The following is a 23,032-nucleotide window of genomic DNA, read 5'->3' on the forward strand; positions in this document are numbered from 1 at the left end:
CCTGACCGCACCCGGCTAACCTCAGCGGGAGTTCCCCATAATGGTAGTAATCGTCATTACCTCCGTTCTTTTCATGCTCCTCGGCCTTGCCCTGGTCGGCGGCGGGCTTTGGCTCATCATCCTTGGCGGCAGCTTCTTTTACCTCTTCGCCGGTGCGATGTTTCTCATCACCGCCGTCCTGCTTCTGCTGCGTCGTGCAGCCGCCCTGTGGGTCCACGCGGCTCTGATCATCGTTGCGCTTGTCTGGGCGATCTGGGAGGTCGGTTTCGATTGGTGGCAACTCGGTCCGCGCGGCGGTCTGATCATCCTGCTCGGACTGTGGCTGCTGACGCCCTGGATCCGTCGGCCCCTCGGCTTCCAGAGTCCGACCGGGACGTCCTACGGGGCCAGCCACTGGCCGCTTACCATTCCGGTGCTGATCGCCATCGCCGTTGCGAGCTTCTCGATGACGACGGACCCGCATGACCTGCACGGCAACCTGCCGACCGAGGCTTCCGGCACGACGACATTCGGCGGCACCGTTCAGGACGGCGAATGGCACCAGTATGGCCGCACCCCATTCGGCCAGCGCTACTCGCCGCTCGACCAGATCAATGTTAGCAACGTCAAGGATCTCAAGGAGGTCTGGCGTTATCAGACCGGTGACGTGAAGCGACCCGATGATGTCGGCGAAACGACCTACCAGGTGACACCTCTCAAAGTGGGCGACACGCTCTACCTCTGCACGCCGCATAACTGGGCGATCGCACTCGACGCGACGACCGGCAAGGAAAAATGGAAATACGACGCCAATTCCGGCATGAACCCTGACAGGCAGCACCAGACCTGCCGCGGCGTCACCTATTACCACGATACGGCGACGGCCGCCGGCCAGCCCTGCGTCGATCGGGTCTACCTGCCGACCTCGGATGCGCGGCTGATCGCTCTCGATGCGCTCGACGGAAAGGTCTGCACGAGCTTTGCGGATCAGGGTGTGCTGCATCTTGAGCAGGGCATGAAGTACAATCCGGCCGGCTACTACTATTCGACCTCGCCGCCGGTCGCGGTCGCCGGCAAGCTGATCATCGGCGGGGCCGTCAACGACAACTATTCGACGCACGAGCAGTCCGGCGTCATCCGCGCATTCGACATCAATTCAGGTGCTCTGATCTGGAACTGGGACTCCGGCAATCCCGATGTGACAACCCCCCTGCCCCAAGGCCGGACCTATACGACCAACTCTCCGAACAGCTGGTCGGTCTTCAGCGTCGATGACGGGCTCGGCATGGTCTACATCCCGCTCGGCAACCAGGTGCCGGACCAGCTCGGTATGAACAGAAGCGAGAACGTCGAGAAATTCTCCTCCTCGATCGTCGCGCTCGACATCAACACCGGGCAGCTGAAATGGGTTCAACAGTTTGTCCATCACGATCTCTGGGACATGGACGTGCCGGCCCAGCCGGTGCTCTTCGACATGAGGAAGCCCGATGGGACCGTCGTGCCGGCGCTGGTAGGCCCGACCAAGCAGGGCGACATCTACGTGCTTGACCGTCGTACCGGTGAGCCGATCATTCCCTTCAAGGAAATCCCCGCGCCATCAGGTGCCATCCCTGAGGATCATACGTCGCCGATGCAGCCGATCTCCGACCTCACCTTCTCGCCGCCGCCGCTGCAGGAGAACGACATGTGGGGGGTGACTCTGCTCGACCAGCTCGCCTGCCGCATCGATTTCCACCGATACAAATATGAAGGGCGATATACGCCGCCTTCGCTCGTGGGCTCGATCATCTACCCCGGCAATTTCGGCACCTTTAATTGGGGCAGCGTTGCTGTCGACCCGGAGCGGCAGATCATGTTCGGCATGCCGACCTATCTTGCCTTCACCTCGCGGCTGGTTCCCGCCTCCGACATCCCGCCGAAGGGGCAGGATGAGAAAGGGAGCGAACAGGGCCTCAACCGCAACGACGGCGCACCCTACGGGGTATTCATGGGACCGTTCCTCGGACCGCTCAAGGTCCCCTGCCAGGCGCCGCCATGGGGCTACGTCGCCGGCGTCGATCTCCTCACCGGCAAGATCGCCTACAAGCTGAAGAACGGCACCGTGCACGACATGACGCCGCTGCCGCTGCCGTTCAAGGTCGGCGTACCCGGCATCGGTGGCCCGATGCTAACCAAGGGCGGGGTCGCCTTCCTCGGGGCTGCCGTCGACAACTACCTGCGAGCCTACGATGTCACCAACGGGCAACAACTATGGCAGGCCCGTCTGCCGGCCGGCGGCCAGGCGACGCCGATGACCTATACGACCAGCGACAACAAGCAGTTCGTCGTCATCGTCGCCGGCGGACATGGCTCGGTCGGCACCAAGGCCGGTGACTATGTGATCGGCTACGCCCTGCCCTGACGCCTCGAGACCCATTGGATGGCCGCCACTTGTCCCGGCCATCCGAGCCCGCCGACACAAGCTCCGGGCAGGACTGCCGCGCCATTCTCCGCGCATTGCTCAAAGGAGAATTTTCATGAAGATCGGCAGCAGCATTTCCAGCACCTATGGACTGAGCAACCTCTTCAGCCAATCCGGCCAACGCAACAAGCAACAGACGGGTGATATCGAACTCAGCGTTCGCCAGAGCGGCGCGGCACTGCAGCCAAGCAGCACGCCGACGTCGATCTCCAGCACGATGTGGGCGCTGCAGAGCAGCGGCACCGTGACCATGGACGGCACCGAAGATCCCGCGAAAGCACGCCATGACGCTGTTGTCTCCGAGTTTACCGATCTCGCCGAACAGACTCCGGCGGAGCGGATCCGCGACCAGGTCCTTCAGCGGCTCGGCCTGACCGAGGACGATCTCAAGGCGATGCCGCCAGAACAGCGCGAGGCCATCGAAAAGCAGATTGCCGACGAGCTGAAGCGGCAGCTGACCGGCGACGGCGACAGCAAGGACCAGCCGAGCACCGACACGATCATCGGTGCCTAGATGCGGAGCTGGCGTAGTCGCGCTTTGCCAGCGGGTCGATCCGGCGGACCGTTTCTGACGACCGGAAGGCGGCAGAGCGGGCTCGATGACGGATTGGGGCATTTTTTGCTGTCGGCACTGGAGGGAGGATGATCTAACCGCACAAGCTGGATCCGCATCAATGTCCAGGGAGGGAAGATCGTGATGAAGAAGCGGTTTGCGATCGCGGCAGACGCTGCGCTCCTGCTCGCGAAGAACGCCGCAGAGGTCCCTGACAGCCACGCCTTGGTTGCCCCGACGCTCTTGCGATCCCAGGTATTGGCCCGCCTCTACTCGGCGGTTCGTAATGGCGATCTGGACAAGAGGGAAGCTGACGATCAGCTGGACTATCTTCGCGGTCTGAGAATTCGACTGCTCGGCGACCGCGTGTTGCAGCGGTACGCGTGGAACATCGCCAGCAAACTCGAATGGAAGAATACCTATTGTGCCGAATACATCGCCGTCGCGCAGCTCCAGGCGGACGCATTGGTTACTCTGGACCCTGATCTTGCCCCGGCGGCGCAGTCCTTCGTCCGCGTTGCCTCGGTGGAGGATCTGCTCGCAACGATCGCGTGAGTATGGCGATAGGCGACAACAGGGCGGCTGCTTTCGGCGCAAAGCGGTCATGTTGAGTTGCCAAAGGACCAGTGGCGCCACATTTCACGAAACCTGCCTGGCACAACGCTTCAGTTCGGCGATGAAACCTTCACAAACTGACTCAGATCGATGCGACGGAGATTCACGTTTCCGTAGCATTTCTTTGAGAGGAAAGCGCTATCCGACCATATCGGCCACGATCTTTCCGACCTCGGCGAAGACAGGGTTGATCTCGGAGACCGGCGCCTTGGCCTGCGTCAGGTAAGCCGCGACCAGGATCGCACCGTGACCGGGCGGCCAGACGACGGCGATATCGGCAGCGCTGCCGTTGTTTCCGGTGCCCGTCTTGTCGCCGATCTTCCACGTGTCCGGCAGGCCGGCGCGCAGCCGCGCGCCGCCTGTCGTGTTCGCCACCATCCACGCCACCAGCTTGTCACGCGAAGGTTCCGACAGGGCCGAGCCCAGCGTCAGGTTACCGAGTGTGTCGACCATCGCGTCCGGCGTGGTCGTATCCTGCGGGTCGCCGTCCTTGGCTTCGTTGAGCGCCGTTTCCCAGCGGTCGAGCCGCGTCGATCGATCGCCGAGCGTGCGCAGCCATTTGGTCAACTCGGCCGGTCCGCCGAAGCTCTCCAGCAGCAGGTTGCCTGCCGTGTTATCGCTCAGTGTGATCGCCGCCTCGCAGAGTTCGCCGATGCTCATGCCCTCGCCGCCGACGTGCTTTTCCGTTTCCGGCGAATAGGTGACGAGCTCGTCCTGCTCGTAGACGACGCGCCGCTCGAGATTTTCCTGTCCCTTGTCGACACGCGCCAGCACCAACCCCGCAGCCAGGACCTTGAAGGTGCTGCAGAGGGGGAAGCGCTCGGTCTCGCGGTAACCGAAGGAGATGTTGGTCTCCGTGTCGATCGCCGACACGCCGATGCGACCGCCGATCGCCTTTTCGAGCGCGTCCATCCGCCGGTTGATTTCATCGTCGCTGTCTTCCGACCACGCAACGCGCGGCAGGAGCAAGGCAGGTGAAAGCAATGCCGAACCGAGAAGGGTCCGGCGACGGATCGAAAAGCCACGCATGAAAATTCCTCTGCCTCAAATCAACGAACACTTGGCTAGAGACTGATTGTGGCCCCGATGAGTCGCGTCAAGCGGCTGCGGACTGCGTGACCTCGACGGTGACATGCGAGAGGCCGGCAACGGGTCCGAGCTTTGCCTTGTAGAAGGCAGGACTTTCCGCCTGTGGGGTCACCAGAGCGACGATCGCGGCGTGGTGGCCGGGACCGACCTGCCAGACATGGAGATCGGTGATCCGCTCGCCGCCCGTTTCCAGCGCCGAACGGATCTCGTCCTGTAGATCTGCCTCCTGCGGCACGACATCGAGCAGCACGCGGCCGGACGACCGCATCAGGCCCCACGACCACTGGGCGATGATAAGGCCCCCGACGATGCCCATCAGCGGATCAAGCCAGAGCCAACCGTAGAGGCTGCCGAACAGCAGTGCGGCGATGGCAAGTACCGAGGTCAGCGCATCCGCGATGACATGGACGTAGGCGGCGCGCATGTTGTTGTCCGAGGCATGTGCGGAATGTGCATGGTCGCCATGGTAGGCATGATCGCCGTGATGGTGATGCTCGTGATGGTGGGAATGGCCATGGCTGTGGCCATGATGGTCGTCCTTCAGGAGCCAGGCGCTCGCCAGATTGACCAGCAGACCGACGACAGCGACGCCGATCGCCTGGGCGAAACTGATCTGCACGGGATGGGTGATGCGCAGGAAGCTCTCCCAGGCCATCAGGAGCGCAATCAGCATCAGAATGATGGCGCTGGCAAAGCCCGCGAGATCGCCGAGCTTGCCGGTGCCGAAGGTGAAGCGCGGATTGTGCGCCTGACGGCGGGCATAGAGATAGGCAACCGCCGAGATCAGCAGCGCACTCGCGTGGGTCGACATGTGCCAGCCATCGGCGACCAGCGCCATGGAGCCGTAGTAGGTTCCGGCGCCGATCTCGACCACCATCATGACGGCGGTGAGCGCAATGACGAACCAAACGCGCCGGGCGTTGCGGTCGTGGTCGGCACCCAGGAAAACGTGGTCGTGCTCAAGTGTTTGGGTCTGTGCGGCCATCGCACGCTCCTCATGTCGGTTGTCTCAGCGAATGTAGGTTCGCAGAACTTCGGATATTTCCTCGACGGCCTCCATCCGGGCCTTCTCATCGGCGGCATGCAGGACATGCTCGTGAAGGTGGTCGTCCAGCACTTCACCGGTCAGGCCGTTCAGGGCGCCGCGGATCGAGGCAAGCAGCTGCAAGATCTCTCCGCAGGGTCGCTCCGCCTCCAGCGCGCGCTCGACGGCTTCCAGTTGGCCTTTCAGACGGCTGACGCGAGCCAGCAGCTTCTTCTTCTGGTGCGTGGTGTGGGACATAAGCTTATCCATTTAGCATAGGGGGGTACCCTATATACAAATATCCCTGAGATGAAAAGCGACATCAACGGCCTCGCGATTTCGGCGCCAAGAGCGATCAGCGGCGGCGTACAGATCGGCATGACACTTGCCGATCTGGCTCTCGATGTCGGTGACCGAGCGATCGGACGGCTGCGTCAGGCGACGCTGTTCGCTTCCAAGCGCGAGCTCACAAAACCCATTGACAAACACCGCGTTCTGGATGATCTATCAACACATGATCAAGAACGCGCACATCACCAGCTCGTATTTTTGGCTGTACCTGTAAGGGGCGGCCGGACAGATCATATTGTCAACAAGCCGCCGTCAGGCGGCTTTGTTGTATCGGCAGCGTCCTGACGGCAGAACACCACACAAGGACGCGAAGACCATGCTTGAAATCGAAGACACCGAAATCTCATTGATCCGCCCGCCGGTGATCAATATCCGCGCCGCCAAGCCGCGTGACCTGCCCGAACTCAACGAAATGATCGGCCTGCTCGCCAAGCACCACGGCGATCCGGCCGCCTCGAGCCCGGAGCAGCTCGAGCGTGACCTGTTCGGTCCGGTGCCATGGATCAGCGCCCTGGTTGCCGAAAGCGATGAAGGCCTGATCGGCTACGCCATTCTTGTGCCGCTCTACAGGGCGCAGGACGGTGCTCGCGGCATGGATCTGCATCATCTCTTCGTGCGGGACGGCCATCGCGGCCATGGCGTCGGTCAGCATCTCGTCAACCGCGCCCGCGACACGGCCCGCAGTGCAGGCTGCGGCTACCTCTCAGTCAGCGCCGCCACCGGCAATGTACAGGCCCATCGCTTCTACGAGAATATGGACTTCGTGCCTCGCCCGGTCACCGGCATGCGCTATATGCAAGCTTTGGCATGAGCGGCATTGACCGCCCCGGACAGCCTGCAAGGAGAAACGGATGACCCGACTTGCAATCGTCCTCACCGATGGATTCGCCGACTGGGAGGTCGCCCAACTGACGGCCTCCGCGCGCTCCTATTTCGGCTTCGACGTGGTGATCGCAACGCCCGACGGCGCTGAGGTGCGCTCGATGGGCGGCATGCGCGTTGCGTCCGACACCGTCGCGGAAAACCTGCATGCCAATGCCTTCGACGGGCTGGTGCTGTGTGGGGGCACGATCTGGGAAACGGAAAAGGCACCCGATCTGAAGCCTGTGATCGACGACTTCACTACGCATGGCAAGCTCGTGGCGGGAATCTGCGGCGCGACTCTGGCGCTTGCGCGCGCCGGAGCATTGAATGCGACCGACCATACCAGCAACGCCGCCGACTTCATCGCCAGCGCGCCGGGCTATGCCGGCCAGGCGCACTACAAGGACAGCCCGCAGGCAGTGCGCGCCGGAAAGCTGGTGACGGCGCCGGGATCGGCACCGATGACCTTTGCTGCTGAAATCTACCGCGCCCTCGGGCACGCAGGCGACGACCTCGACCAATATGTCCTGATGTTCGGCGCCGAGCACCAGCCGAAGGCGGCCTAGGCCGACGCGCCGCTTGTCTTATCGAAGGACCGGCTCACCGTGGAAGCGGCGGCGTGAGGGCTTGGAAACACCGAAGCCCACCTCCATCATCAGACGCGGCTTCGTCTTGGCAACCGTGCCCATATGAAAACCGAAGGGATCCTCGGCGAAGCCGAAGCCGGCCGCGCCGGTCAGCGTCATCACGCTCTCCTTGCCGTAGAATTCGAGGATCTCGTGCGCGGGGTGGCCGACCAGAAGGGTCAACTGGTGCTTGAGGCGCCGCTTGTTGTGGCTGCCCCTGACATAGACATGCGGACCGGTGCCCTCGTCGACATCGACGAGATAGAAAAAGAACTTCAGCATCCGCCAGTCATCGAGATCGAAGTGATACTTGTCGAGCGATGCCAGGCTGCGGTCGGCTTCGCTTGCTCTCGTCGGAAAACTCCACCAGGTGCGGGTGGTGATCAGCCGGGCCTGCGCACCGAGATAGCAGCGCGCAATCTCCGACAGAACCGGATCGCGCTGGACAGCACGAACGGCTGGGCAATCAAGCGCTCGCTCGAAATGGTGGCCGCTCAGGATCGGCCGCCCCCATTGCTGCTCCACGGCTCGGCGATCGGACGCCAGGAACTCGATCTTGCGATCGAAATTTCCAAAGCATGGGGTCGCATCTGCAAAGCTGGCGATTTCACGGGTGATCGCCTCGGGTAGGCTCAGGTTCGGAAATATCCCGTCGCGCCGCAGCGCCGCGACGGCATCTGCATGATTCACGCCCTTGAAGAGCGTCGGCAGATTCTCGATCGCACCATTGCTGCGCCGCGCGGTCAGCCAATGCACCTTGCGCGCCGGGACGGTGCGCGCCAGCAGGAACATCGGCAGCCAGGCAGGATTTTCGCGGATGTCGGCCATGTAGGTCGGCAACCGGGCGACCATGCGCCGCAATTTGCCGCCCTTGCGGGCAACAGTTTCGAGATCATCCGCAGAGTTGACCGACGTAACATGCATGCGGCTGTCCTTTCGGAAGACGTTCTTGGGCGTCGTTCGGAAAGCGAACCGGGGTTCGCCACAGGGCATTCCAGTGCGTGCAGCCGAGTGGAGTGCTGCAATGCGGCATTTTTGAGATATCGCTAATATTAATGGCTCGGAACCGCCTTCAGGTAAGCTGCGATCGCCTCGAGCTCCGGCTTCGGCAGACGAGCGAGGTTGCGCTGCACCTCCGCCATCGAGCCCCCTGCCGTATCGAAGTCGGGCGTGAAGCCGGTTTCCAGATAGTTGGCGATATCGTCCTGGCTCCATGAGCCGACGGTCTTCGAGCCTGGCGTAATGTTAGGGATGCGGCCCCGGCCTTCCGGATTCGGTGCTCCCGACAGCCAGGTGTTTGCCACGAAGCCGCCAAGCCGATCGCGCGGCGTGTGGCATTCGCCGCAGTGGCCGGCGCCTTCGACCAGATACTGGCCGCGCTTGACCTTGTCGTCGACATTGGCCGCGAGCACGACGCGCGGCTCGTCGTTGAAATAGAGGAACTTCCAGCCGCCCAATGCCAGCCGGATGTTATAAGGGAAAGGCAAGTCGTGCGGCGGGGCGACGTTCCCGCTCTTCGGCAGCGTCTTCAGATAGCCGAAGAGATCGTTGATGTCCTTGTCGCTGATCCGGGCATAGGAATTGTAGGGAAAGGCCGGATAGAGATGCTGTCCGTTCGGCGAGACGCCACGCTTCATCGCATTGCCGAACTGCGCCAGCGTCCATGTCCCGATACCCGCCTTCTCATCGGGCGAGATGTTGGGCACGTGGAATGTGCCAAAGGGGCTCTTCAACGCCAGGCCGCCCGACAAGGTGAGCTTGGCATCGCCCTCCGATCCCGGCGCGGCGTGGCAACTGACGCAGCCACCCGTCCAGAAGACCATCTCGCCGTTCTTCAGGTCGGGGTCGCCGAGGTTGGCCCAGTGGCTTTCGGGGAGCGCGTTGGGCGCGGTGATGAAATAGAAGACCGCCCCGCCAATGACGAATACACCGACGAGACAGAGCAAATACCGGACGAACCTGCGGATCATTCACCGCTCCTGTTGCCAACCGCTTTGCGGAAAACATAAAACGATCCGCACCGGCGGCAAGGCTGGCACGGATCGTTCGAGCAAAATGCCTGGATCGCTATTCGGTCTTTATGCGGAATTTCTCATGACAGCCGCCGCAGTTGCCGCCAAGCGTCTTCAGAGCGCCGCCGACTCCGGCTGCGTCGGTCGGAAGCTGGGCGAGAACCTTGTCGGCATCCGCTGAAAGCTTCGCCGCACGAGCCTTGAAATCCTCGTGATCTTCCCAGATCTTCGGACTTGCTGCCTTATCCCCGGTTTCGGTGCCTGGCTTGAATTGATCCGGGAAAACCTTTGCCGTTTCCGAGATCGTCATCAGGGCAGCCTTCACCGCTTCCGCATCATAAGGCTTCTCGCCCTTGGCGATCGCTGTCATTGCCCCTGCCGCGCCCCCGACCTTCTTCATCAGCGCAGAACGTGCTTCGTGCGTGCCGTCCTCCGCTGCAATCGCAACGCCTATCACCCCCAGACCGGCGATGAGCACTGCCGCGGTTATAGCTTTCAGTCTCATGTCTGCACTCCTGTTTGATTACCAAAGGTCCTCAAAGCCCCGGCTTCGCTGGACGGGCGGCATCATTGCAAATTTTTCAGACCAAAAAAGTAACAAGTGGGTGAGACATCAGGAAAGATGGACCGTCAGGTGGCGGCGCCCTCCTCATACGGACACGCGCCAGCCATGCCATGCCGTCAGTATTGAGACGGCGATCAGAAGGGCGCCTGCGACCCGTCCGACGAGGATCGTCGCCTTGGGATTGGACACCAGCAAAGTGCGGCTTCGCGCCGCTGTCAGCGCTAGAGTGCCATAGACAGCCGCTTGGGTCGCCATCGTCATAAAGCCCATGACCAGGCCCTGCGCCCAGATCGGTCCATAGATCGGCTTCAGGAATTGCGGGTAGACGGCGATCATGAAGAGATAGGCCTTGGGATTCATCAGGCAGGTCGCCGCGCCCTGGCGGAATGCCCGCCAGCCCGAGCCCAGACCGCCCGCCCCGACGGTCTCCACGGTGATCGAACTGCGAATCAGCGTGAAGCCGATCCAGGCCATGTAAGCGGCGCCGGCAAAGAGCAGCGGGTTGAACAGGGTCGGCAGGAGGACGGCGAGCACACCGACACCGATAGCGCCATAGAGCGAATGCACCGCCCCGCCCGCCACGATGCCGGCGGTCGCAGCAATGCCCGTGCGCCTGCCGCCGCTCAGGGAGTTGGCCAGCACGAACAGCATGTCCATCCCCGGAACAATGATGATGCCGAAGAGAAGGGTGAAGTAGAGCCAGAGATTTTCGCTGTAAGTCATGTCAGTTACCCGCTATCCAATTCAAGGGTCGATTTCCAAGACCGTGTTGATTTTCAATTCGATAGGGAAAGCTATACGACTGCCCAACTGACAGTGTATTGTCAGGAGCCTGGACCAACGGAGGCGAAAAATGCGCAAGGCCTCACGGCTTTTCGAGATCATCCAGATCCTGCGATTGGCGACCAGACCGATGACGGCGGCGGCCATGGCGGAGACGCTTGAGGTGACCGTGCGCTCGATCTATCGCGACATCGCCGCCTTGCAGGCGATGCGGGTTCCGATCGAGGGCGGCCGGGGCATCGGCTACATCATGCGGCCGGGCTTCGACCTGCCGCCGCTGATGTTCTCGGTCGAGGAAATGGAGGCCATCGTCTTGTCGCTGGCTTTGCTCGATCGAACCGGCGACGAGGAACTCAAGCAGGCGGCCAAGGGCGTCAACCAGAAGATAACAGGCGCCGTACCTGCGCCGCTGCGCCAGGCGATGGAACGAAAAGCGCTCTACGCCTGGGGATCGGTTGCCCAATCTCCTGTCGGGCTCGATCTTGGTCTGGTTCGTCGCGCCATCCGCGACGAACAGAAACTGCAACTTTACTACCGCGACGAACTCGGCCGCACGACGGAGCGCAGGATCCAGCCGATCGCCCTCATCTATTACTCGCAGACCGCCAACATTGTCGCCTGGTGTGAGCTGCGTCAGGCAATCCGCAATTTTCGCAGCGATCGTGTGGAGCATTGCGAAGCGGCAGACGCCTATTTCCGAGGCGAAGGCGACCGGTTGCGGCAGCTCTGGACGAGCGAGTGGATGAACACGCCAGCCACTGCAACCACCTGAGTGGATGAAAGGTGCACGCCAGTGCTCTCCGCTTCCGCCCGAGTTTCACCGTCGGTGAAGTTGGCGCGAATCAGGTTTTGAACTCTTCGTCCAGGACCGGTGCGTCGGGCTTCTGCCGATCCAAACTCTCACGATAGCGGACGCAACCTCGGAGGAACTTCGGCCAGGGAGGCACCGCGATGTCGGGATTGAGCTTTTCCGGCAGCATTTCCCAGAGCTGAGGATGATGCCAACAGAGGTCGTGACCTGTGGCGTCGCGGTGTTTTCTGATCGCGTCGCGGAGGCGCTTCGCCTCCGTGATCAATTCGTTCCGCGACATCGTATCGAGGTCGGCATCCATCTTGCGTTCCTTCCAGTTTCATCGCTCGTGTTCACGCGTCGTCTTCGCGCTTGGGAACCTCAAGCTCGATCATCACTGGCGCATGGTCGCTCGTATGTTCCCAGCTCCTGGGCTTCCTGCGCACGCTCGCAGACTTGAGCCATGGGGCGATCATCGGGCTGAGCAGGAAATGGTCGATCCGGAGACCAGCGTCGCGTTCGAAGGAGTTTCGCCAGTACTTCCAGAAGGTATAGATGCGCTCGTTCGGATGCAGGTGCCTTACGGCGTCGGTCCAGCCTTGTGCGACCAGATCGGCATAGGCCTTGCGAACCTCCGGCCGGAACAAGGCGTCATCCAGCCAGCGCTCCGGCTTGTAGACGTCGATTTCCGTCGGCATGACGTTGAAGTCACCAGCCAAAACGGCCGGAATTTCGAGGTCGCGCAATTCGGCTGCATATTCGTGCAGCCGTCGGAACCAACGGAGCTTGTAATCGAACTTCGGGCCAGGGGCCGGATTTCCATTCGGAAGATAGAGGCACCCGACAAGGATGCCGTCGATGGCTGCCTCAATGTAGCGGCTGTGCGTGTCATCAGGATCGCTCCGAAGACCGCGCCGCGTCAGTATCGGCGTCGAGCCCCTGGATAGGACCGCGACGCCGTTCCAGCTCTTTTGTCCGTGCCAGATTGCGCCGTAGCCGGCCCGCTCGAGCGCACCGCGTGGAAACCGGGCGTCTTCCGTCTTCAGTTCCTGCAGGCATACGACGTCGGGCTTGTCCTCCTTCAGCCAGCGAAGAAGGATCTCGAGGCGTCCGTTCACGCCGTTGACGTTGTAGGTCGCAATCTTCAATGGCCGAGGCACGTTTCGATGGGTTTCGATCGAAGGGAAATGGAAAGCCAGACGCTAAAGTCCAGCCTCCAAAAAGTCCGCTTCGGATTGAATGGGCGACGGGATTGTTATCACGACCACGACCGCGCCTCCGTCGCCCACCGTAACAGCAAAATAGGATAGGGTGATGCGGGTCTATTGCGGAGGTTACGCCATGCCAAGTCCGTTCGAAGCCGTCAGTGCGTACTTCCATGCGAAAGACGGGAACCGGCCGTTCCTGATGCGCCACGCCTTCGCCGAGGATATTGCGCTGGAGATGGTGGTCAAGACCGACGCCATCTCCTTTCCAAGTTCAGCCAAGGGCCTGCCTGAGATCGAACAGATTCTCTGCCGGCGTTTCGCGAACGACTTCGAAAATGTCTATACTTTCTGCCTGGCTCGCCCCACAGACGCCAATCGACGCCATTTTCCATGCCATTGGCTCGTCGGCATGTCGGCGAAGAATAACGGAGACATCCGAATTGGCTGCGGCCGCTACGATTGGTACTTTTCCGACATCCAAGGTCTTGTCCAAAGGCTAGTCATTAGCATCGATCGGATGGAGATCATTTCGGCGGATCATTTGGGAGCGGTCATGGATTGGATCACATCGCTCCCCTATCCGTGGTGCCAACCGGAGGACATCGTCCAAAGCATGCCTGGCGTCGTCGAACTGGCGCCAATCGCACATTATCTGCGAGAGATCAGATCAATTCCCCCGGACTTCTGAGGCCAGCGCGTTTGGTGGAGGCCCGCTATGTCTTAATTAATAGCCATGCTGCGTCGCAGGCAGTATTATCCATGATCGGTCGGCATCTGTTGGCAACGGCCGCTTGGGAGTTTCGTGCTTCTGCCTGAGCGGAGCATCGAATGAAATGACAGACCTATCAAACGTGATCTCCTTTACAGATGACATCAATGTCGTGTTCGAGGCTCTTTCGGAGTGGTGCTACCTGCACAAGAAAGACCCGAATAGCCTCGAAGGCTGCCGAGCCGCCTCAACGCTCTTCGATCTTTTCCAAGATGGCTGCGACACAAAGGACGGGCTTTTGGGCGCGATGGATCGAAGCGAGATAGCACAGCAGGTGCAGCAAGCCCTACCGATGGGTTGAAGGCGGCACCCTTTGCCGGCCCTATCCAGGCAACGATTGGCGGCAGCCTAGCGGAGCTTCAGCGTCCGGCTGTCCTCACGGCCGAAACCGTGAACTTCGATGCGATCGGCCCAGATTTCCACGATAGCCAAGGTATTCTCGGTCTCGGTATCGACCATTCCCTTGAAATTGAGGAAATGGCATCCCTCGAGCGTGCCGAAATTGCCGGCGTGGTTGTGGCCGCTGAAGTAGGCCGCGACATGTTCGTGCGCCGTCAGAAGAGTGATGATGCGCTCGCGGTCCCAGCTGTCGTGCGCGTTCGGCGGATAGACGGGGTAATGGTTCATGACGATAACCCGCTCGCCTGCAGCACGGGCTTTGTTAATCTGGTCGGAAAGCCAGGCGACCTGCTCGTCGCTCGGCATGGCGTTCCACTCCTGCGCGTTGATGGCGCCGGCTGCCCTAAGCTCGGCGAGCCGACGGGCGGCTATGTCCCGATAGGGATGCCCTTCCGGCGGCGCAAAGGTGCTGACCTCGTTGCCATCGAGAACGATGAACCGCCACCCCTGCCTGGCGAAGCTGTAGTAAGTCGATGCCAGACCGACGCGGGCGGCGACATCGGCCAACCGATCGGCTGCGACGGAAAAATCATGATTGCCGAGCAGGAAGAAATTTTCGTGTCTCAGGCGGTCGTAGACGGGGAGGATGTCGTCGAAGCTCTCGAAGTCCCGATCGATGATGTCGCCGAGCGTGATGACGAAGCTCAGTTCCTCGCCATTGAAAACCTCGACCGCCGCGGAGAGCTTGGCAAGGCTTCTGGCATAGTGGCGGTTCATTCCGACATGCGGCTCCCTCGCCGCATATTGCGGATCTGCGACGACGCCGAAACGGAGAATGGGAAGATCGGAAAAGGATGTCATGTCAGCGCTTTAGGCGCGCGGCATGACAAGCTTGTGACAGTCATCGAAAACAAAAACACCCGGCGTTTCGAGGCGCCGGGTGCTGACATCTTTTTTTGTGCGAGCCGATTACTTCGCTGCGGCTTCGTAGCGCTCCAGGACGTAGTCCCAGTTGATCAGGCTATCGACGAAAGCTTCCAGGTACTTCGGACGCGCGTTGCGGTAGTCGATGTAATAGGAGTGTTCCCATACGTCGACGCCGAGGATCGGGGTCGCGCCGTGAACGAGCGGGTTTTCGCCGTTCGGGGTCTTGGAGATTTCGAGCTTGCCATTCTTGACGGAAACCCATGCCCAGCCCGAGCCGAACTGGGTCGTGCCGGCAGCGATGAAATCAGCCTTGAACTTGTCGTAGCCGCCGAGGTCGGAATTGATGGCAGCTTCGAGCTTGCTCGGCAGCTTGTTGCCGCCGCCGCCCTTCTTCATCCACTTCCAGAAGTGGACGTGGTTATAGTGCTGGGCAGCATTGTTGAAGAGGCCGGCATTGGTGCCGAACGACTTCTTCACGACGTCTTCGAGGGAGAGATCGGAAAGGCCTGCCTCTGCCGCGAGCTTGTTGCCGTTGTCGACGTAAGCCTTGTGGTGCTTGTCGTGATGGAATTCCAGGGTCTCCTTCGACATGAAGGGCTGAAGCGCTTCGTAGTCATAGGGAAGTTCGGGCAATTCGAAAGCCATTGTGGGTCTCCTCTTGGCAATAGTTTGCGTAATCGGCAGGTGAGGCGGAACATAGGAGCGCAAGCATGGAGAGGCAACCTGCGAAATATCAAAAAAGACGGGCAGAGAGGAAAAATTGCCTTCGCCAAGCACTTGGCTTTGCAGCCCTAAATCGCTGATCATGGGCGAGTTTTACAACAGCTGGAAGACGGGCTTTTCAGATGCAGAGGAATAAAATCCGCTTTTGCATACTTGCCATGGCAATCGCTGCGGCGGGAACCGCCCGCGCCTCCTCAGGCGACGCCTGGCAGGAGTTCGCGTCCGAGGTTGAAGCCAAGTGCAAACAGGCGGCGCGCGCCTCGATCGAGTTTCCACATGCAGTCGTCGATCCGTTCGGCAGCGAGCACTACGGCATCGCCCTTGTAACCGGCAAACCGAAGGGCGCGAACGGCTTCGTTAGCTACTTTTGCGTCTACGACAAGCAGACGAAAAGTGTCGAACTCGGTAGCGAGCTTGAGACGGACGGCATGCGGATTCTCCCTGAGGAATAAGGTCGCCAGGCGGCTGTTGCGCGAATGTCACAGGTCAGCCCCTCAAACCTGTTGATTGTCATCTTGCGTATTTTGACAGCGACCGCGCCGCCGTTTCTAGATGCACGCACAGCATGCGGGTACGGAATCAAGGCAATTTTCGATAGGTCGCTTAATTAGCTGAAATCCATATTTCGCCGGCGTTTTGACAGGTACTTTTGGGGCATAAGTCATGGTCATGAGTTTTTTTCGTCGCGCAGAAGACGGCGGCAAGTCGCTGTCGACAACAGGATACCGACCCGCTTCGATAACGGATCAACGCCCGGCCGCCGAAGAGCCGCTGCGCTATGCTATCCCTGACGTCAACGATTTCGCTGCTTTCGGTTCGGCACTGGAGGAAAACCAGCGGACGTCGGAAGACCTGCTGTCGAGCCTCACATCGCTACAGGAGCGCGTTTCCTCACTGCTCGGCACTCACAGCCAGTCGCTGAACGAGACCGGTGCGCTCCGCGCCGAATGCGCGCGCATCAGCTCGCTTCTCGACTACGAAAGCCATGCGCGTCAAAAGGCGGACCAGGACAATCTTCGCCTGACTGCCGAGAACAAGGCTTTTTACGCCGACAACGCGCAGCTTCGCTCCGGGATCGACGCCTTCCGCGACGAGCTGACAAAGCTGCAGAGCGTGCATCAGGTCACGCGCGAAGAATTCACGATCATCGAAAACCGGCTGCTCGATGCCGAACGTGAACTGACGGATCGCGCCATCCAGTTCGATGAAGCCTCGACACTCCTAAAGCGCGCCCAGACGGAGCTCGACCAGCGCAGCCGCGAACTCTCGGCCACCCGCGAAAAGCTCGACAACGAGACGATGGCGCACCAGCTGCTCATCGAAACCTCGCGCCGCGAAAACGGCACCCAGGCGCGCGAAATGGCCCGTCTCAACGAGGAACGCAGCCATCTGAAATCCAGCCTCATCGAACAGGAAGCCCAGGTGCGCAACCTGCAGATGGCCGTTGCGAGCCTGAAGCAGGACCTCGCCCTCTTCGAGGAGCGCCACAAGCGGCTCGAAGTCGAGCACGAGACCCTGCAGGCCTCCTCGGCGCTCGAGATCGCCCACCTGACGACGAAGCACGAGGCGATCGGCTCCAAGGCCGAACTCGTGGAGAAGCTGCTCGTCACGGCAAACGGCCGCAACAAGATGACGGATGAGGAACTGCAGGCAGCCCGCGCCGATCTCAAGCGCGTCAAATCGGAACTCGTCACCGCCCTCTCCCGCTCGGAGCGCCTTGCCGAGGAACTGCAGCGCGCACGCACGACCGGCGCCGAGAGCGAGTCCGCCCGCCGCGAACTCGCCACGCAGACCAACGAGCTGACGCTGAAGCTGCGTGAGGCGGAGAGCCTGCGCGTGCGCCGCGACCGGGATGCCGATGCGCTGCGCCGCGACATCGATACGCGCATGGATTCCGATCGCTACGAAATCGGCCAGCTGCGCACCAGCCTGGAGATTGCCAAGTCGGAGATCCGGCAGTTGCGCGCCGAGCGCGCCATCCTGACTGGCCAGCTCGAAGTCGCACGCAGCGAACGGCCGGGCGTCGTGGTCCCCACCGCCGCCCTCGAGGACCGCGACGAAGTCCGCATGCCGGCGGCAGGCTTCACACCGATGATCGACATCTCCGAAAAGTCGTTGCGTGCGCCGTCGGCCGACAGCACGCCCGCCGAATAAGGCTTGACGGCGTCAGGCTTCGGCCTGATGCCAAGCCTTGCTTTTGCCGGTATTATATTGGTTTCTTAAGGGGCTAAGGCCGATCGCGTGAACAAAGACTTACGCGACCTGCCTTAGGTCTTTGTTCATGTGCATGTCCTTGCCCCGAACGGCTGCGCGCTTTCGGAAGGCATGCATTGGCCCGGAGGAGACCATGGCGCTCGGCACGTCGCATCGCTTGCAGGAAGGCATCGAATCCGTCGAGACCATGACCCGGTTCGCATTCGCGATCCTGGCGCTCGCCTCGGGCGTCTACACCTATCTCGGCGTGCGGAGCATCCTCGACGGATCGGCAACCGCCGTGTTCTTCGCGGCGCTCATCTATTCCAGCGCCGTCTCGGTGGCGATCTACGCCTTCTGGACCTACATGGCCCGTTTTTATCCGCACGTGACCAGTACAGGCGGGCGGACGGCCATGCTCGGTGTCATGGCGCTCGGCTGCGCGATGATCATCGCCATGTCGAGCTGGCTCAACGCGGCCGCGCTGGCGGGTTCCGCGGCGCTCGAACAGCATCTGGCCGAAACGCTGGAAGACTACACGGCCGATCTCGACCAGGCGCATCAGAACGCCCTCGCTGCCCAGAGCCTGCTGCCCGACATCCAGCGCACGCAGGAACGGTTCCAGCGCCTCGCCGACCAGGAACGCGAGACCGGCGCGCTGACCGGTACGACCGGGGCCGGCAGCGTCGTGCAGCTCCTGTCGCAGATGGCCTCGCAGCTGACCGAGCTCGAAAACGGCATCAACGCCTCGCGCGAACGGGTGACGACGCTCTTCGACGCGGGCCGCAAGCATCTCGAGACGATGCGGACGCTGGTGTCGGCGCCGGGCGCGATCAATCCGCGCGCCGATCAGTTCGCTGCCGAAGTCGTCGGGCTTTCCGGCGTCATCACCTCGCTGGAGCAGACCTCGATCGCGCCGTCGGTCAAGCGCGCGGCGGAAGACCTGTCGCTCGGCTTCATCGCTCCGGTGGCGGATGGACGCGAGGCGGATCTTGTCACCCGGCAAGACCAGGTGATGGAAACGATCCGATCCTCCGTCGCGGCACAATCGAAGGTGCTCTCACAGGCAGCCGACCAGATCCTCGAGCGCAAGCCGGTGTCCGAACGGCGGTTCGTTCCACTCTCCTCGGCCGAAGCGGTGCTGCGCTACGCCGGCGACTTCATCCCCAGCTGGGCCGGCGCCATCTCGATCGATATCTTGCCGGCGGTGCTGATCTTCATGCTGTCGATCGTCCACTCGACGCTGCGCCAGCAGGAGCAGCGCCTGCCCTTCGCCGAACGGATTACCGCAGCCGAACTGTTGCAGGCGCTGGAAGTGAGGCGTGAGATCCAGCAGCAGGGTGCCGACGTCGAGGCCGCCATGGATGCTGCAGAGCGCAGTGAAGCGGCGGACCAGTCGAATGTCGCAAGCTTCGACCTGTCAGGCAAAGGACCACGCAAAGGACCGCCGGCATGAGACTGGAAACGGCGGGGCAAAGGTTGAAGGACTACGTGCTCTCCGCCGATGACGGCACGCTGATGCGGCATGCCTTCCACGCTCTCCTCGCCGCAGCCGCCGTCTTCGTGGTGATAGACTGGCATGAGATCAGCTCCGCCAGTCCCAACAGTCCGGCCTCCGATCCACTTACGCCGGGTGCCCTGCCCATGCTTCCGCCGGCTCTCACGCAGGGCAAACCCCAAAACGCACCTGCCGAGATCACCGCGGACCCCGAGGTCCTGATGAGGCCGATCCGCTTCGAACTGCGGGCGGACGGCGTGCTCCTTGCGCAGGGCACGATCGAACCCGGCGCGGCCGCACGCTTTGACGCCGAAATCCGGGCCCGTGGCGAGTACGTCAAAACAGTCGCGCTCGATTCGCCAGGCGGATCGATTGGCGACGCGATCGCCATCTCCACGGTTATCCGCGAACGCAAGATCGCGACCAGCGTCGCCAGCGGCGCGCTTTGTGTTTCCTCCTGCCCGATCGTCATGGCCGGCGGCGTCGTCCGTACGGCCGACAAGGATGCTGTCATCGGCGTACATCAGGTCTTCAACGCCACCAGGGAGAAGCTGTCGCCTGATCTCGCCATGTCCGAAGCCCAACGCACCACCGCCGATATCACCCGACATCTCGACGACATGGGAATCAAGCCGGACCTCTGGATCCACGCCATGGAAACGCCCCCCGACAGGCTCTACTACCTGTCTCCCGACGAGATGAAGGAATTCGCGCTGGTGGCGCCGGCTGTGGGGGTGGTGTCCAGGAAGACGAAATAGGCAGCCTGCCAATGCCCTAAAGCACGTGGCGATCTTCCGATTCTCTTGCCGCGCCTTGTTCTCGGCAACACGCAACGAGTGCCAACAACGACTGCTTACGGCTCGAAACGCTCCTCAGTATGAGGAGAGCGGCAGACCGCGTGATCGGAAATCCGAACCGCGGCCACCTTTGTCATTGCGCTATTACCCGTCGGTCGAGACCGTGACGGATTTCCAAGCCTCAATCTCCTGCTGCAGGCGCTCGATCCTGTCAGACACGAGTTTGAGCGCATCGCTTCCAAGCAGGAGTTGCGGTGGAGGATTGGCAGACTCGATGAGGCTAAGCACGGCTGCCGCGAGTTTGTTGGGATCGCCAAGCTGCTTGCCGCTTTTTGCTTGCCGCGCTTCTCGGATCGGATCGAACAGCGCGTCGTAGTTGTCGATGGACCGCTCAGTCCTTACCATCGAGCGGCCGGCCCAGTCGGTCCGGAACGAGCCGGGGCAGAGTGCGGTGATGTGGACACCGAACGGCGCCATTTCCGCACGCATCACCTCCGATATTCCCTGAAGCGCGAACTTGCTGCCGCAGTAATAGGCGATGCCGGGCATGGTGATCATGCCGCCCATCGACGTGACATTGACGATGAACCCGCGGCGCCTCTCGCGAAACCGCGGCAGGAAAGCCTTGGCAACAGCAACAGCGCCGAAGACGTTCACGTCGAACTGACGACGCATTTCGTCGAGCGGCGACTCCTCGAGGAGCCCTTCGTGACCGTAACCGGCATTGTTGATCAGGACGTCGACCGGGCCGTGGTCTTTCTCAGCCTGCTCGACGACGTCCGGTATCCTGTCGAATTCGGTCACGTCGCAAAGGACGGAACGGACCGCCGGCAGGCGTTCCGCAAGCCTTGCTTGCGAGGCTTCGGAGCGGACGGTGCCAATGACGGTATGTCCCTGTTCGCTGGCTGCCGTCGCGACTGCCAGGCCGAACCCGGAATTCGCGCCTGTGATGAAGAAAGTCTTCTGTGACACGGTGGACAATCTCTTCTTGATTGGTGATATTCATTTGACTGATAATCTTTCCCTACAGGTTCATCGATTGCGGAAACTATGAATGTCTTGCCAAATCCTATAAATGCGAAGGGTGCGCCATCAAGGCGCCGGGAGCTTGTGGAACTGGCCGGACGCCTCGCCCCGCGTCACGGCTACAATCCGACGGGGCTTCACGGTGTCCGCATCCTCAGGACCGAAGAGGTCCTCCACGACATCCCCGTCCTCTACAAGCCTGGTGCGGTTTTCGTGCTGCAGGGTCGCAAGCAGGGAATGCTTGAAGACGAGGTCTATCTCTACGACGAAGAGCATTATCTGGCGGTCTCGGTCCCGGTTCCGTTCCGGATGGAATCCGTAGCCAGCGCAGAATGCCCCCTGCTCGCGGTCTATTTCGAATTCGACATGCAGCTCGCGGCCGAGATCGCCTCGCACGTCGAGGCACGGCGTTCCGGACCGGCGGGCACCGCGGCGAGAAGTCTTATGTCCAGCAGAATGGAACCCGACATCGAGGATGTCGTGCTACGCCTGTTGCGAGTGCTCAACGATCCCATGGAGATTGTGGTTCTGGGCGCAGGCATCCTGCGCGAGTTGCACTATCGCATCCTCGTCGGCCCGCAGGGCGCACACATGATTGCGGCGCTACAGCAGAAAGGCACCTCCGGCAAGATCGTCCAAAGCCTCGCCCGATTGCGCGAAACCTACAGCTCGGAAATTTCAGTGACTGCGCTCGCGCAGGAAGCGGGCATGAGCGTCCCCTCCTATCACGCACATTTCAAGGCGCTGACAGGCAGCAGCCCGATGCAATACGTCAAAGCGATGCGGCTTCACGAAGCAAGGCTGATCATGGCGCGCCAGGAAAAAACGATCGCAGAGGCCGCGCTGTCGGTTGGTTACCTCAGCCCAGCCCAATTCAGCCGCGACTTCAAAAGGCACTTCCGCCGCACCGCCTCAGAGGAGGTGAAATGGGTCCGCAGTCACCTCGGCGAGCTTGCCTCGCGACCATGAGGTGTCCGGTAGCGGCGCAAATGCGTGACGAATGTCGGAGATGCAACGCCTTCAGCGTCGGAGGCTGCTGGCAGCGGCAAGCATTTCCGCCGCGTTTGGAAAGATGCAGAGGCTGTCAGGCCCGTCGCGCGCTTCAATCTGCACCCAGCGAACGATGCCATCGCCGTCGATGAGGAAGTGCCCGACAAGCTGTGTGGGGTGGCTTGCGAAGATGGCATGATCGACGTCAGTAAGCTCGAAGTCGTCTTTGGCGTTGAGTAAGGCGTTGGCCGCCATCGGGTGTAACGCTTCCGGCAATTCACCCGTCGGGTTAATGCGAGCGGCCTCGAATTGCTCCATGCTTGCCCGATAGGGCCATACTGGTTTCTCGCCGCTGTCCTCGGGCAGGAACTCACCGTGCGGCACGCCGAAGGCCTGGTGCGTGGAGCAAGCCTCGTCACACAGGAGCACGGCCGGCGTCGGCCGGTGCTCGAAATAAATGCGGGCGCGCTCTACCGGCGTGTTGATCACGGCAACTGTTTCCACCCCCGCGGCGCGCAGGGCAGGCTGTAGACTACCGAGTTGCCCCACCTGACGCCGGCAGAACGGGCAGTGCAACCCGCGGAAGAAGGCGATCAGAAAAGGTTGACCGTGGAGGCTCGCGAGTGAGACCGTTCCTTTTTGATTTGCCGAGGGAAGTGCGAAGGCGGGAGCGTATTCCCCTGGTCGGAGCGGGCGCTTCTGGTCTCCCATGGCATTTGTCCTTTGCTAGGAGTTCAGGTGAATGCTGGGCTTGATCCAAGTCCAACACCTATCACGCCACGGCACCACTCGCTATGTTCACGGTGCAATCGGGTGGAGTGCGAGGCTTGGGATAAGAGGGCAGCGAAAC

At 61.4% G+C, this 23,032-nt stretch carries 27 protein-coding genes; 14 read left to right on the plus strand and 13 right to left on the minus strand.

The genetic code is table 11. The features are described from left to right. The first annotated feature begins 40 nt into the window (after positions 1 to 40). The 3 genes from AF71_RS20795 to AF71_RS20805 all read left to right on the plus strand — a co-directional run bounded on the left by AF71_RS20795 (position 41) and on the right by AF71_RS20805 (position 3,548). Complete coding sequence (locus AF71_RS20795) at positions 41 to 2,380, plus strand: glucose/quinate/shikimate family membrane-bound PQQ-dependent dehydrogenase (RefSeq protein ID WP_169682867.1); 2,340 nt, start codon at positions 41 to 43, stop codon at positions 2,378 to 2,380. A gap of 115 nt (positions 2,381 to 2,495) precedes the next feature. Then, the gene (locus AF71_RS20800) at positions 2,496 to 2,954 is read left to right on the plus strand and encodes a hypothetical protein (protein ID WP_113471768.1); all 459 of its coding nucleotides are present in this window, start codon (positions 2,496 to 2,498) and stop codon (positions 2,952 to 2,954) included. A 183-nt stretch (positions 2,955 to 3,137) separates the two neighbouring features. Next, positions 3,138 to 3,548, plus strand: a complete 411-nt coding sequence (locus AF71_RS20805) for a hypothetical protein (RefSeq protein ID WP_169682869.1) — start codon at positions 3,138 to 3,140, stop codon at positions 3,546 to 3,548. A gap of 198 nt (positions 3,549 to 3,746) precedes the next feature. Here the strand turns inward: AF71_RS20805 and bla are convergent, their stop codons facing one another. The 3 genes from bla to dmeR form a co-directional block, all read right to left on the minus strand. Next, positions 3,747 to 4,637 (minus strand): class A beta-lactamase, encoded by an 891-nt coding sequence (bla, locus tag AF71_RS20810; protein ID WP_169682871.1) that lies wholly within the window; start codon positions 4,635 to 4,637, stop codon positions 3,747 to 3,749. 67 nt (positions 4,638 to 4,704) lie between these two features. Further along, on the minus strand, positions 4,705 to 5,682 hold the full coding sequence (gene dmeF / locus AF71_RS20815) for a CDF family Co(II)/Ni(II) efflux transporter DmeF (protein ID WP_169682873.1): 978 nt from the start codon (positions 5,680 to 5,682) through the stop codon (positions 4,705 to 4,707). 24 nt (positions 5,683 to 5,706) lie between these two features. Next, entirely contained in the window at positions 5,707 to 5,979 is a 273-nt protein-coding gene (gene dmeR, locus AF71_RS20820; RefSeq protein WP_018116571.1) for a Ni(II)/Co(II)-sensing transcriptional repressor DmeR, read from the minus strand. A gap of 51 nt (positions 5,980 to 6,030) precedes the next feature. Between dmeR and AF71_RS20825 the strand changes: the two genes are divergently transcribed. The 3 genes from AF71_RS20825 to AF71_RS20835 are packed head-to-tail and all read left to right on the plus strand — an operon-like array spanning position 6,031 to position 7,502. Beyond that, entirely contained in the window at positions 6,031 to 6,357 is a 327-nt protein-coding gene (locus tag AF71_RS20825) for a hypothetical protein (protein WP_113471771.1), read from the plus strand. 31 nt (positions 6,358 to 6,388) lie between these two features. Next, a complete protein-coding gene (locus AF71_RS20830) occupies positions 6,389 to 6,883 on the plus strand; it encodes a GNAT family N-acetyltransferase (RefSeq protein ID WP_018116573.1) in 495 nt (164 codons plus the stop codon). Positions 6,884 to 6,923: 40 nt separating this feature from the next. Beyond that, positions 6,924 to 7,502 carry a type 1 glutamine amidotransferase family protein gene (locus AF71_RS20835; RefSeq protein ID WP_018859477.1) on the plus strand — a complete coding sequence of 193 codons (579 nt, stop codon included), beginning with the start codon at positions 6,924 to 6,926 and terminating at the stop codon, positions 7,500 to 7,502. An 18-nt stretch (positions 7,503 to 7,520) separates the two neighbouring features. Here the strand turns inward: AF71_RS20835 and AF71_RS20840 are convergent, their stop codons facing one another. From AF71_RS20840 to AF71_RS20855, 4 genes are all read right to left on the minus strand, one after another. After that, positions 7,521 to 8,486 (minus strand): hypothetical protein, encoded by a 966-nt coding sequence (locus tag AF71_RS20840; RefSeq protein WP_169682875.1) that lies wholly within the window; start codon positions 8,484 to 8,486, stop codon positions 7,521 to 7,523. A 128-nt stretch (positions 8,487 to 8,614) separates the two neighbouring features. Further along, the gene (locus tag AF71_RS20845) at positions 8,615 to 9,532 is read right to left on the minus strand and encodes a cytochrome c (RefSeq protein ID WP_113471772.1); all 918 of its coding nucleotides are present in this window, start codon (positions 9,530 to 9,532) and stop codon (positions 8,615 to 8,617) included. A gap of 97 nt (positions 9,533 to 9,629) precedes the next feature. After that, the gene (locus tag AF71_RS20850; protein WP_018116350.1) at positions 9,630 to 10,079 is read right to left on the minus strand and encodes a cytochrome c; all 450 of its coding nucleotides are present in this window, start codon (positions 10,077 to 10,079) and stop codon (positions 9,630 to 9,632) included. Positions 10,080 to 10,223: 144 nt separating this feature from the next. After that, a complete protein-coding gene (locus AF71_RS20855; RefSeq protein ID WP_018859480.1) occupies positions 10,224 to 10,862 on the minus strand; it encodes a LysE family translocator in 639 nt (212 codons plus the stop codon). Positions 10,863 to 10,992: 130 nt separating this feature from the next. Between AF71_RS20855 and AF71_RS20860 the strand changes: the two genes are divergently transcribed. Further along, positions 10,993 to 11,694 carry a YafY family protein gene (locus AF71_RS20860; RefSeq protein WP_018859481.1) on the plus strand — a complete coding sequence of 234 codons (702 nt, stop codon included), beginning with the start codon at positions 10,993 to 10,995 and terminating at the stop codon, positions 11,692 to 11,694. A gap of 70 nt (positions 11,695 to 11,764) precedes the next feature. On the opposite strand, the gene AF71_RS20865 is transcribed toward AF71_RS20860, so the two are convergent. Next, positions 11,765 to 12,034 carry a hypothetical protein gene (locus AF71_RS20865; protein WP_113471774.1) on the minus strand — a complete coding sequence of 90 codons (270 nt, stop codon included), beginning with the start codon at positions 12,032 to 12,034 and terminating at the stop codon, positions 11,765 to 11,767. Between the two features lie 31 nt (positions 12,035 to 12,065). Then, a complete protein-coding gene (xth, locus tag AF71_RS20870) occupies positions 12,066 to 12,860 on the minus strand; it encodes an exodeoxyribonuclease III (protein ID WP_018859483.1) in 795 nt (264 codons plus the stop codon). A 193-nt stretch (positions 12,861 to 13,053) separates the two neighbouring features. On the opposite strand from xth, the gene AF71_RS20875 reads away from it, so the two are divergent. After that, positions 13,054 to 13,608 carry a hypothetical protein gene (locus AF71_RS20875; RefSeq protein ID WP_169682877.1) on the plus strand — a complete coding sequence of 185 codons (555 nt, stop codon included), beginning with the start codon at positions 13,054 to 13,056 and terminating at the stop codon, positions 13,606 to 13,608. 145 nt (positions 13,609 to 13,753) lie between these two features. Continuing rightward, positions 13,754 to 13,990: a hypothetical protein gene (locus AF71_RS20880; protein ID WP_018859485.1), complete on the plus strand. Its 237-nt coding sequence runs from the start codon at positions 13,754 to 13,756 to the stop codon at positions 13,988 to 13,990. A 47-nt stretch (positions 13,991 to 14,037) separates the two neighbouring features. On the opposite strand, the gene AF71_RS20885 is transcribed toward AF71_RS20880, so the two are convergent. Together AF71_RS20885 and AF71_RS20890 are read right to left on the minus strand one after the other, a co-directional pair. Continuing rightward, positions 14,038 to 14,889 (minus strand): metallophosphoesterase, encoded by an 852-nt coding sequence (locus AF71_RS20885; RefSeq protein ID WP_169682879.1) that lies wholly within the window; start codon positions 14,887 to 14,889, stop codon positions 14,038 to 14,040. A gap of 108 nt (positions 14,890 to 14,997) precedes the next feature. Then, complete coding sequence (locus AF71_RS20890) at positions 14,998 to 15,600, minus strand: superoxide dismutase (protein WP_018116360.1); 603 nt, start codon at positions 15,598 to 15,600, stop codon at positions 14,998 to 15,000. A 200-nt stretch (positions 15,601 to 15,800) separates the two neighbouring features. On the opposite strand from AF71_RS20890, the gene AF71_RS20895 reads away from it, so the two are divergent. The 4 genes from AF71_RS20895 to AF71_RS20910 all read left to right on the plus strand — a co-directional run bounded on the left by AF71_RS20895 (position 15,801) and on the right by AF71_RS20910 (position 20,127). Then, the gene (locus AF71_RS20895) at positions 15,801 to 16,130 is read left to right on the plus strand and encodes a hypothetical protein (protein WP_025661062.1); all 330 of its coding nucleotides are present in this window, start codon (positions 15,801 to 15,803) and stop codon (positions 16,128 to 16,130) included. Between the two features lie 211 nt (positions 16,131 to 16,341). Beyond that, complete coding sequence (locus AF71_RS20900) at positions 16,342 to 17,832, plus strand: hypothetical protein (RefSeq protein WP_169682881.1); 1,491 nt, start codon at positions 16,342 to 16,344, stop codon at positions 17,830 to 17,832. A 193-nt stretch (positions 17,833 to 18,025) separates the two neighbouring features. Next, positions 18,026 to 19,327, plus strand: a complete 1,302-nt coding sequence (locus AF71_RS20905; RefSeq protein ID WP_018116222.1) for a hypothetical protein — start codon at positions 18,026 to 18,028, stop codon at positions 19,325 to 19,327. Continuing rightward, a complete protein-coding gene (locus AF71_RS20910; protein WP_113471778.1) occupies positions 19,324 to 20,127 on the plus strand; it encodes a hypothetical protein in 804 nt (267 codons plus the stop codon). The genes AF71_RS20905 and AF71_RS20910 overlap by 4 nt, the downstream gene beginning before the upstream one ends. 183 nt (positions 20,128 to 20,310) lie before the next feature. On the opposite strand, the gene AF71_RS20915 is transcribed toward AF71_RS20910, so the two are convergent. After that, positions 20,311 to 21,138, minus strand: a complete 828-nt coding sequence (locus tag AF71_RS20915; protein WP_169682883.1) for an oxidoreductase — start codon at positions 21,136 to 21,138, stop codon at positions 20,311 to 20,313. Between the two features lie 78 nt (positions 21,139 to 21,216). Between AF71_RS20915 and AF71_RS20920 the strand changes: the two genes are divergently transcribed. Then, entirely contained in the window at positions 21,217 to 22,161 is a 945-nt protein-coding gene (locus tag AF71_RS20920; protein WP_169682885.1) for an AraC family transcriptional regulator, read from the plus strand. A gap of 51 nt (positions 22,162 to 22,212) precedes the next feature. Here AF71_RS20920 and AF71_RS20925 read toward each other — a convergent pair whose 3' ends face one another. Next, positions 22,213 to 22,893 carry a redoxin domain-containing protein gene (locus tag AF71_RS20925; protein ID WP_169682887.1) on the minus strand — a complete coding sequence of 227 codons (681 nt, stop codon included), beginning with the start codon at positions 22,891 to 22,893 and terminating at the stop codon, positions 22,213 to 22,215. Positions 22,894 to 23,032: the final 139 nt, after the last annotated feature.

It is taken from the genome of Rhizobium sp. 57MFTsu3.2 (assembly GCF_012932765.1).
In the GTDB taxonomy this organism is placed as follows: domain Bacteria; phylum Pseudomonadota; class Alphaproteobacteria; order Rhizobiales; family Rhizobiaceae; genus Rhizobium; species Rhizobium altiplani.

Excerpts from the sequence above, each read along its gene's own strand:
- AF71_RS20920 (WP_169682885.1), top strand. The coding sequence starts at position 21,217 with ATGAATGTCTTGCCAAATCCTATAAATGCGAAGGGTGCGCCATCAAGG.
- AF71_RS20855 (WP_018859480.1), bottom strand. The coding sequence starts at position 10,862 with ATGACTTACAGCGAAAATCTCTGGCTCTACTTCACCCTTCTCTTCGGC.
- AF71_RS20800 (WP_113471768.1), top strand. The coding sequence starts at position 2,496 with ATGAAGATCGGCAGCAGCATTTCCAGCACCTATGGACTGAGCAACCTC.
- AF71_RS20805 (WP_169682869.1), top strand. The coding sequence starts at position 3,138 with ATGAAGAAGCGGTTTGCGATCGCGGCAGACGCTGCGCTCCTGCTCGCG.
- AF71_RS20880 (WP_018859485.1), top strand. The coding sequence starts at position 13,754 with ATGACAGACCTATCAAACGTGATCTCCTTTACAGATGACATCAATGTC.
- AF71_RS20825 (WP_113471771.1), top strand. The coding sequence starts at position 6,031 with ATGAAAAGCGACATCAACGGCCTCGCGATTTCGGCGCCAAGAGCGATC.
- AF71_RS20910 (WP_113471778.1), top strand. The coding sequence starts at position 19,324 with ATGAGACTGGAAACGGCGGGGCAAAGGTTGAAGGACTACGTGCTCTCC.
- AF71_RS20885 (WP_169682879.1), bottom strand. The coding sequence starts at position 14,889 with ATGACATCCTTTTCCGATCTTCCCATTCTCCGTTTCGGCGTCGTCGCA.
- dmeF (WP_169682873.1), bottom strand. The coding sequence starts at position 5,682 with ATGGCCGCACAGACCCAAACACTTGAGCACGACCACGTTTTCCTGGGT.
- AF71_RS20905 (WP_018116222.1), top strand. The coding sequence starts at position 18,026 with ATGGCGCTCGGCACGTCGCATCGCTTGCAGGAAGGCATCGAATCCGTC.
- AF71_RS20875 (WP_169682877.1), top strand. The coding sequence starts at position 13,054 with ATGCCAAGTCCGTTCGAAGCCGTCAGTGCGTACTTCCATGCGAAAGAC.
- AF71_RS20850 (WP_018116350.1), bottom strand. The coding sequence starts at position 10,079 with ATGAGACTGAAAGCTATAACCGCGGCAGTGCTCATCGCCGGTCTGGGG.
- AF71_RS20830 (WP_018116573.1), top strand. The coding sequence starts at position 6,389 with ATGCTTGAAATCGAAGACACCGAAATCTCATTGATCCGCCCGCCGGTG.
- bla (WP_169682871.1), bottom strand. The coding sequence starts at position 4,637 with ATGCGTGGCTTTTCGATCCGTCGCCGGACCCTTCTCGGTTCGGCATTG.
- AF71_RS20895 (WP_025661062.1), top strand. The coding sequence starts at position 15,801 with ATGCAGAGGAATAAAATCCGCTTTTGCATACTTGCCATGGCAATCGCT.
- AF71_RS20795 (WP_169682867.1), top strand. The coding sequence starts at position 41 with ATGGTAGTAATCGTCATTACCTCCGTTCTTTTCATGCTCCTCGGCCTT.
- AF71_RS20840 (WP_169682875.1), bottom strand. The coding sequence starts at position 8,486 with ATGCATGTTACGTCGGTCAACTCTGCGGATGATCTCGAAACTGTTGCC.
- dmeR (WP_018116571.1), bottom strand. The coding sequence starts at position 5,979 with ATGTCCCACACCACGCACCAGAAGAAGAAGCTGCTGGCTCGCGTCAGC.
- AF71_RS20925 (WP_169682887.1), bottom strand. The coding sequence starts at position 22,893 with ATGGGAGACCAGAAGCGCCCGCTCCGACCAGGGGAATACGCTCCCGCC.
- AF71_RS20890 (WP_018116360.1), bottom strand. The coding sequence starts at position 15,600 with ATGGCTTTCGAATTGCCCGAACTTCCCTATGACTACGAAGCGCTTCAG.
- AF71_RS20860 (WP_018859481.1), top strand. The coding sequence starts at position 10,993 with ATGCGCAAGGCCTCACGGCTTTTCGAGATCATCCAGATCCTGCGATTG.
- AF71_RS20900 (WP_169682881.1), top strand. The coding sequence starts at position 16,342 with ATGGTCATGAGTTTTTTTCGTCGCGCAGAAGACGGCGGCAAGTCGCTG.
- AF71_RS20865 (WP_113471774.1), bottom strand. The coding sequence starts at position 12,034 with ATGGATGCCGACCTCGATACGATGTCGCGGAACGAATTGATCACGGAG.
- AF71_RS20845 (WP_113471772.1), bottom strand. The coding sequence starts at position 9,532 with ATGATCCGCAGGTTCGTCCGGTATTTGCTCTGTCTCGTCGGTGTATTC.
- AF71_RS20835 (WP_018859477.1), top strand. The coding sequence starts at position 6,924 with ATGACCCGACTTGCAATCGTCCTCACCGATGGATTCGCCGACTGGGAG.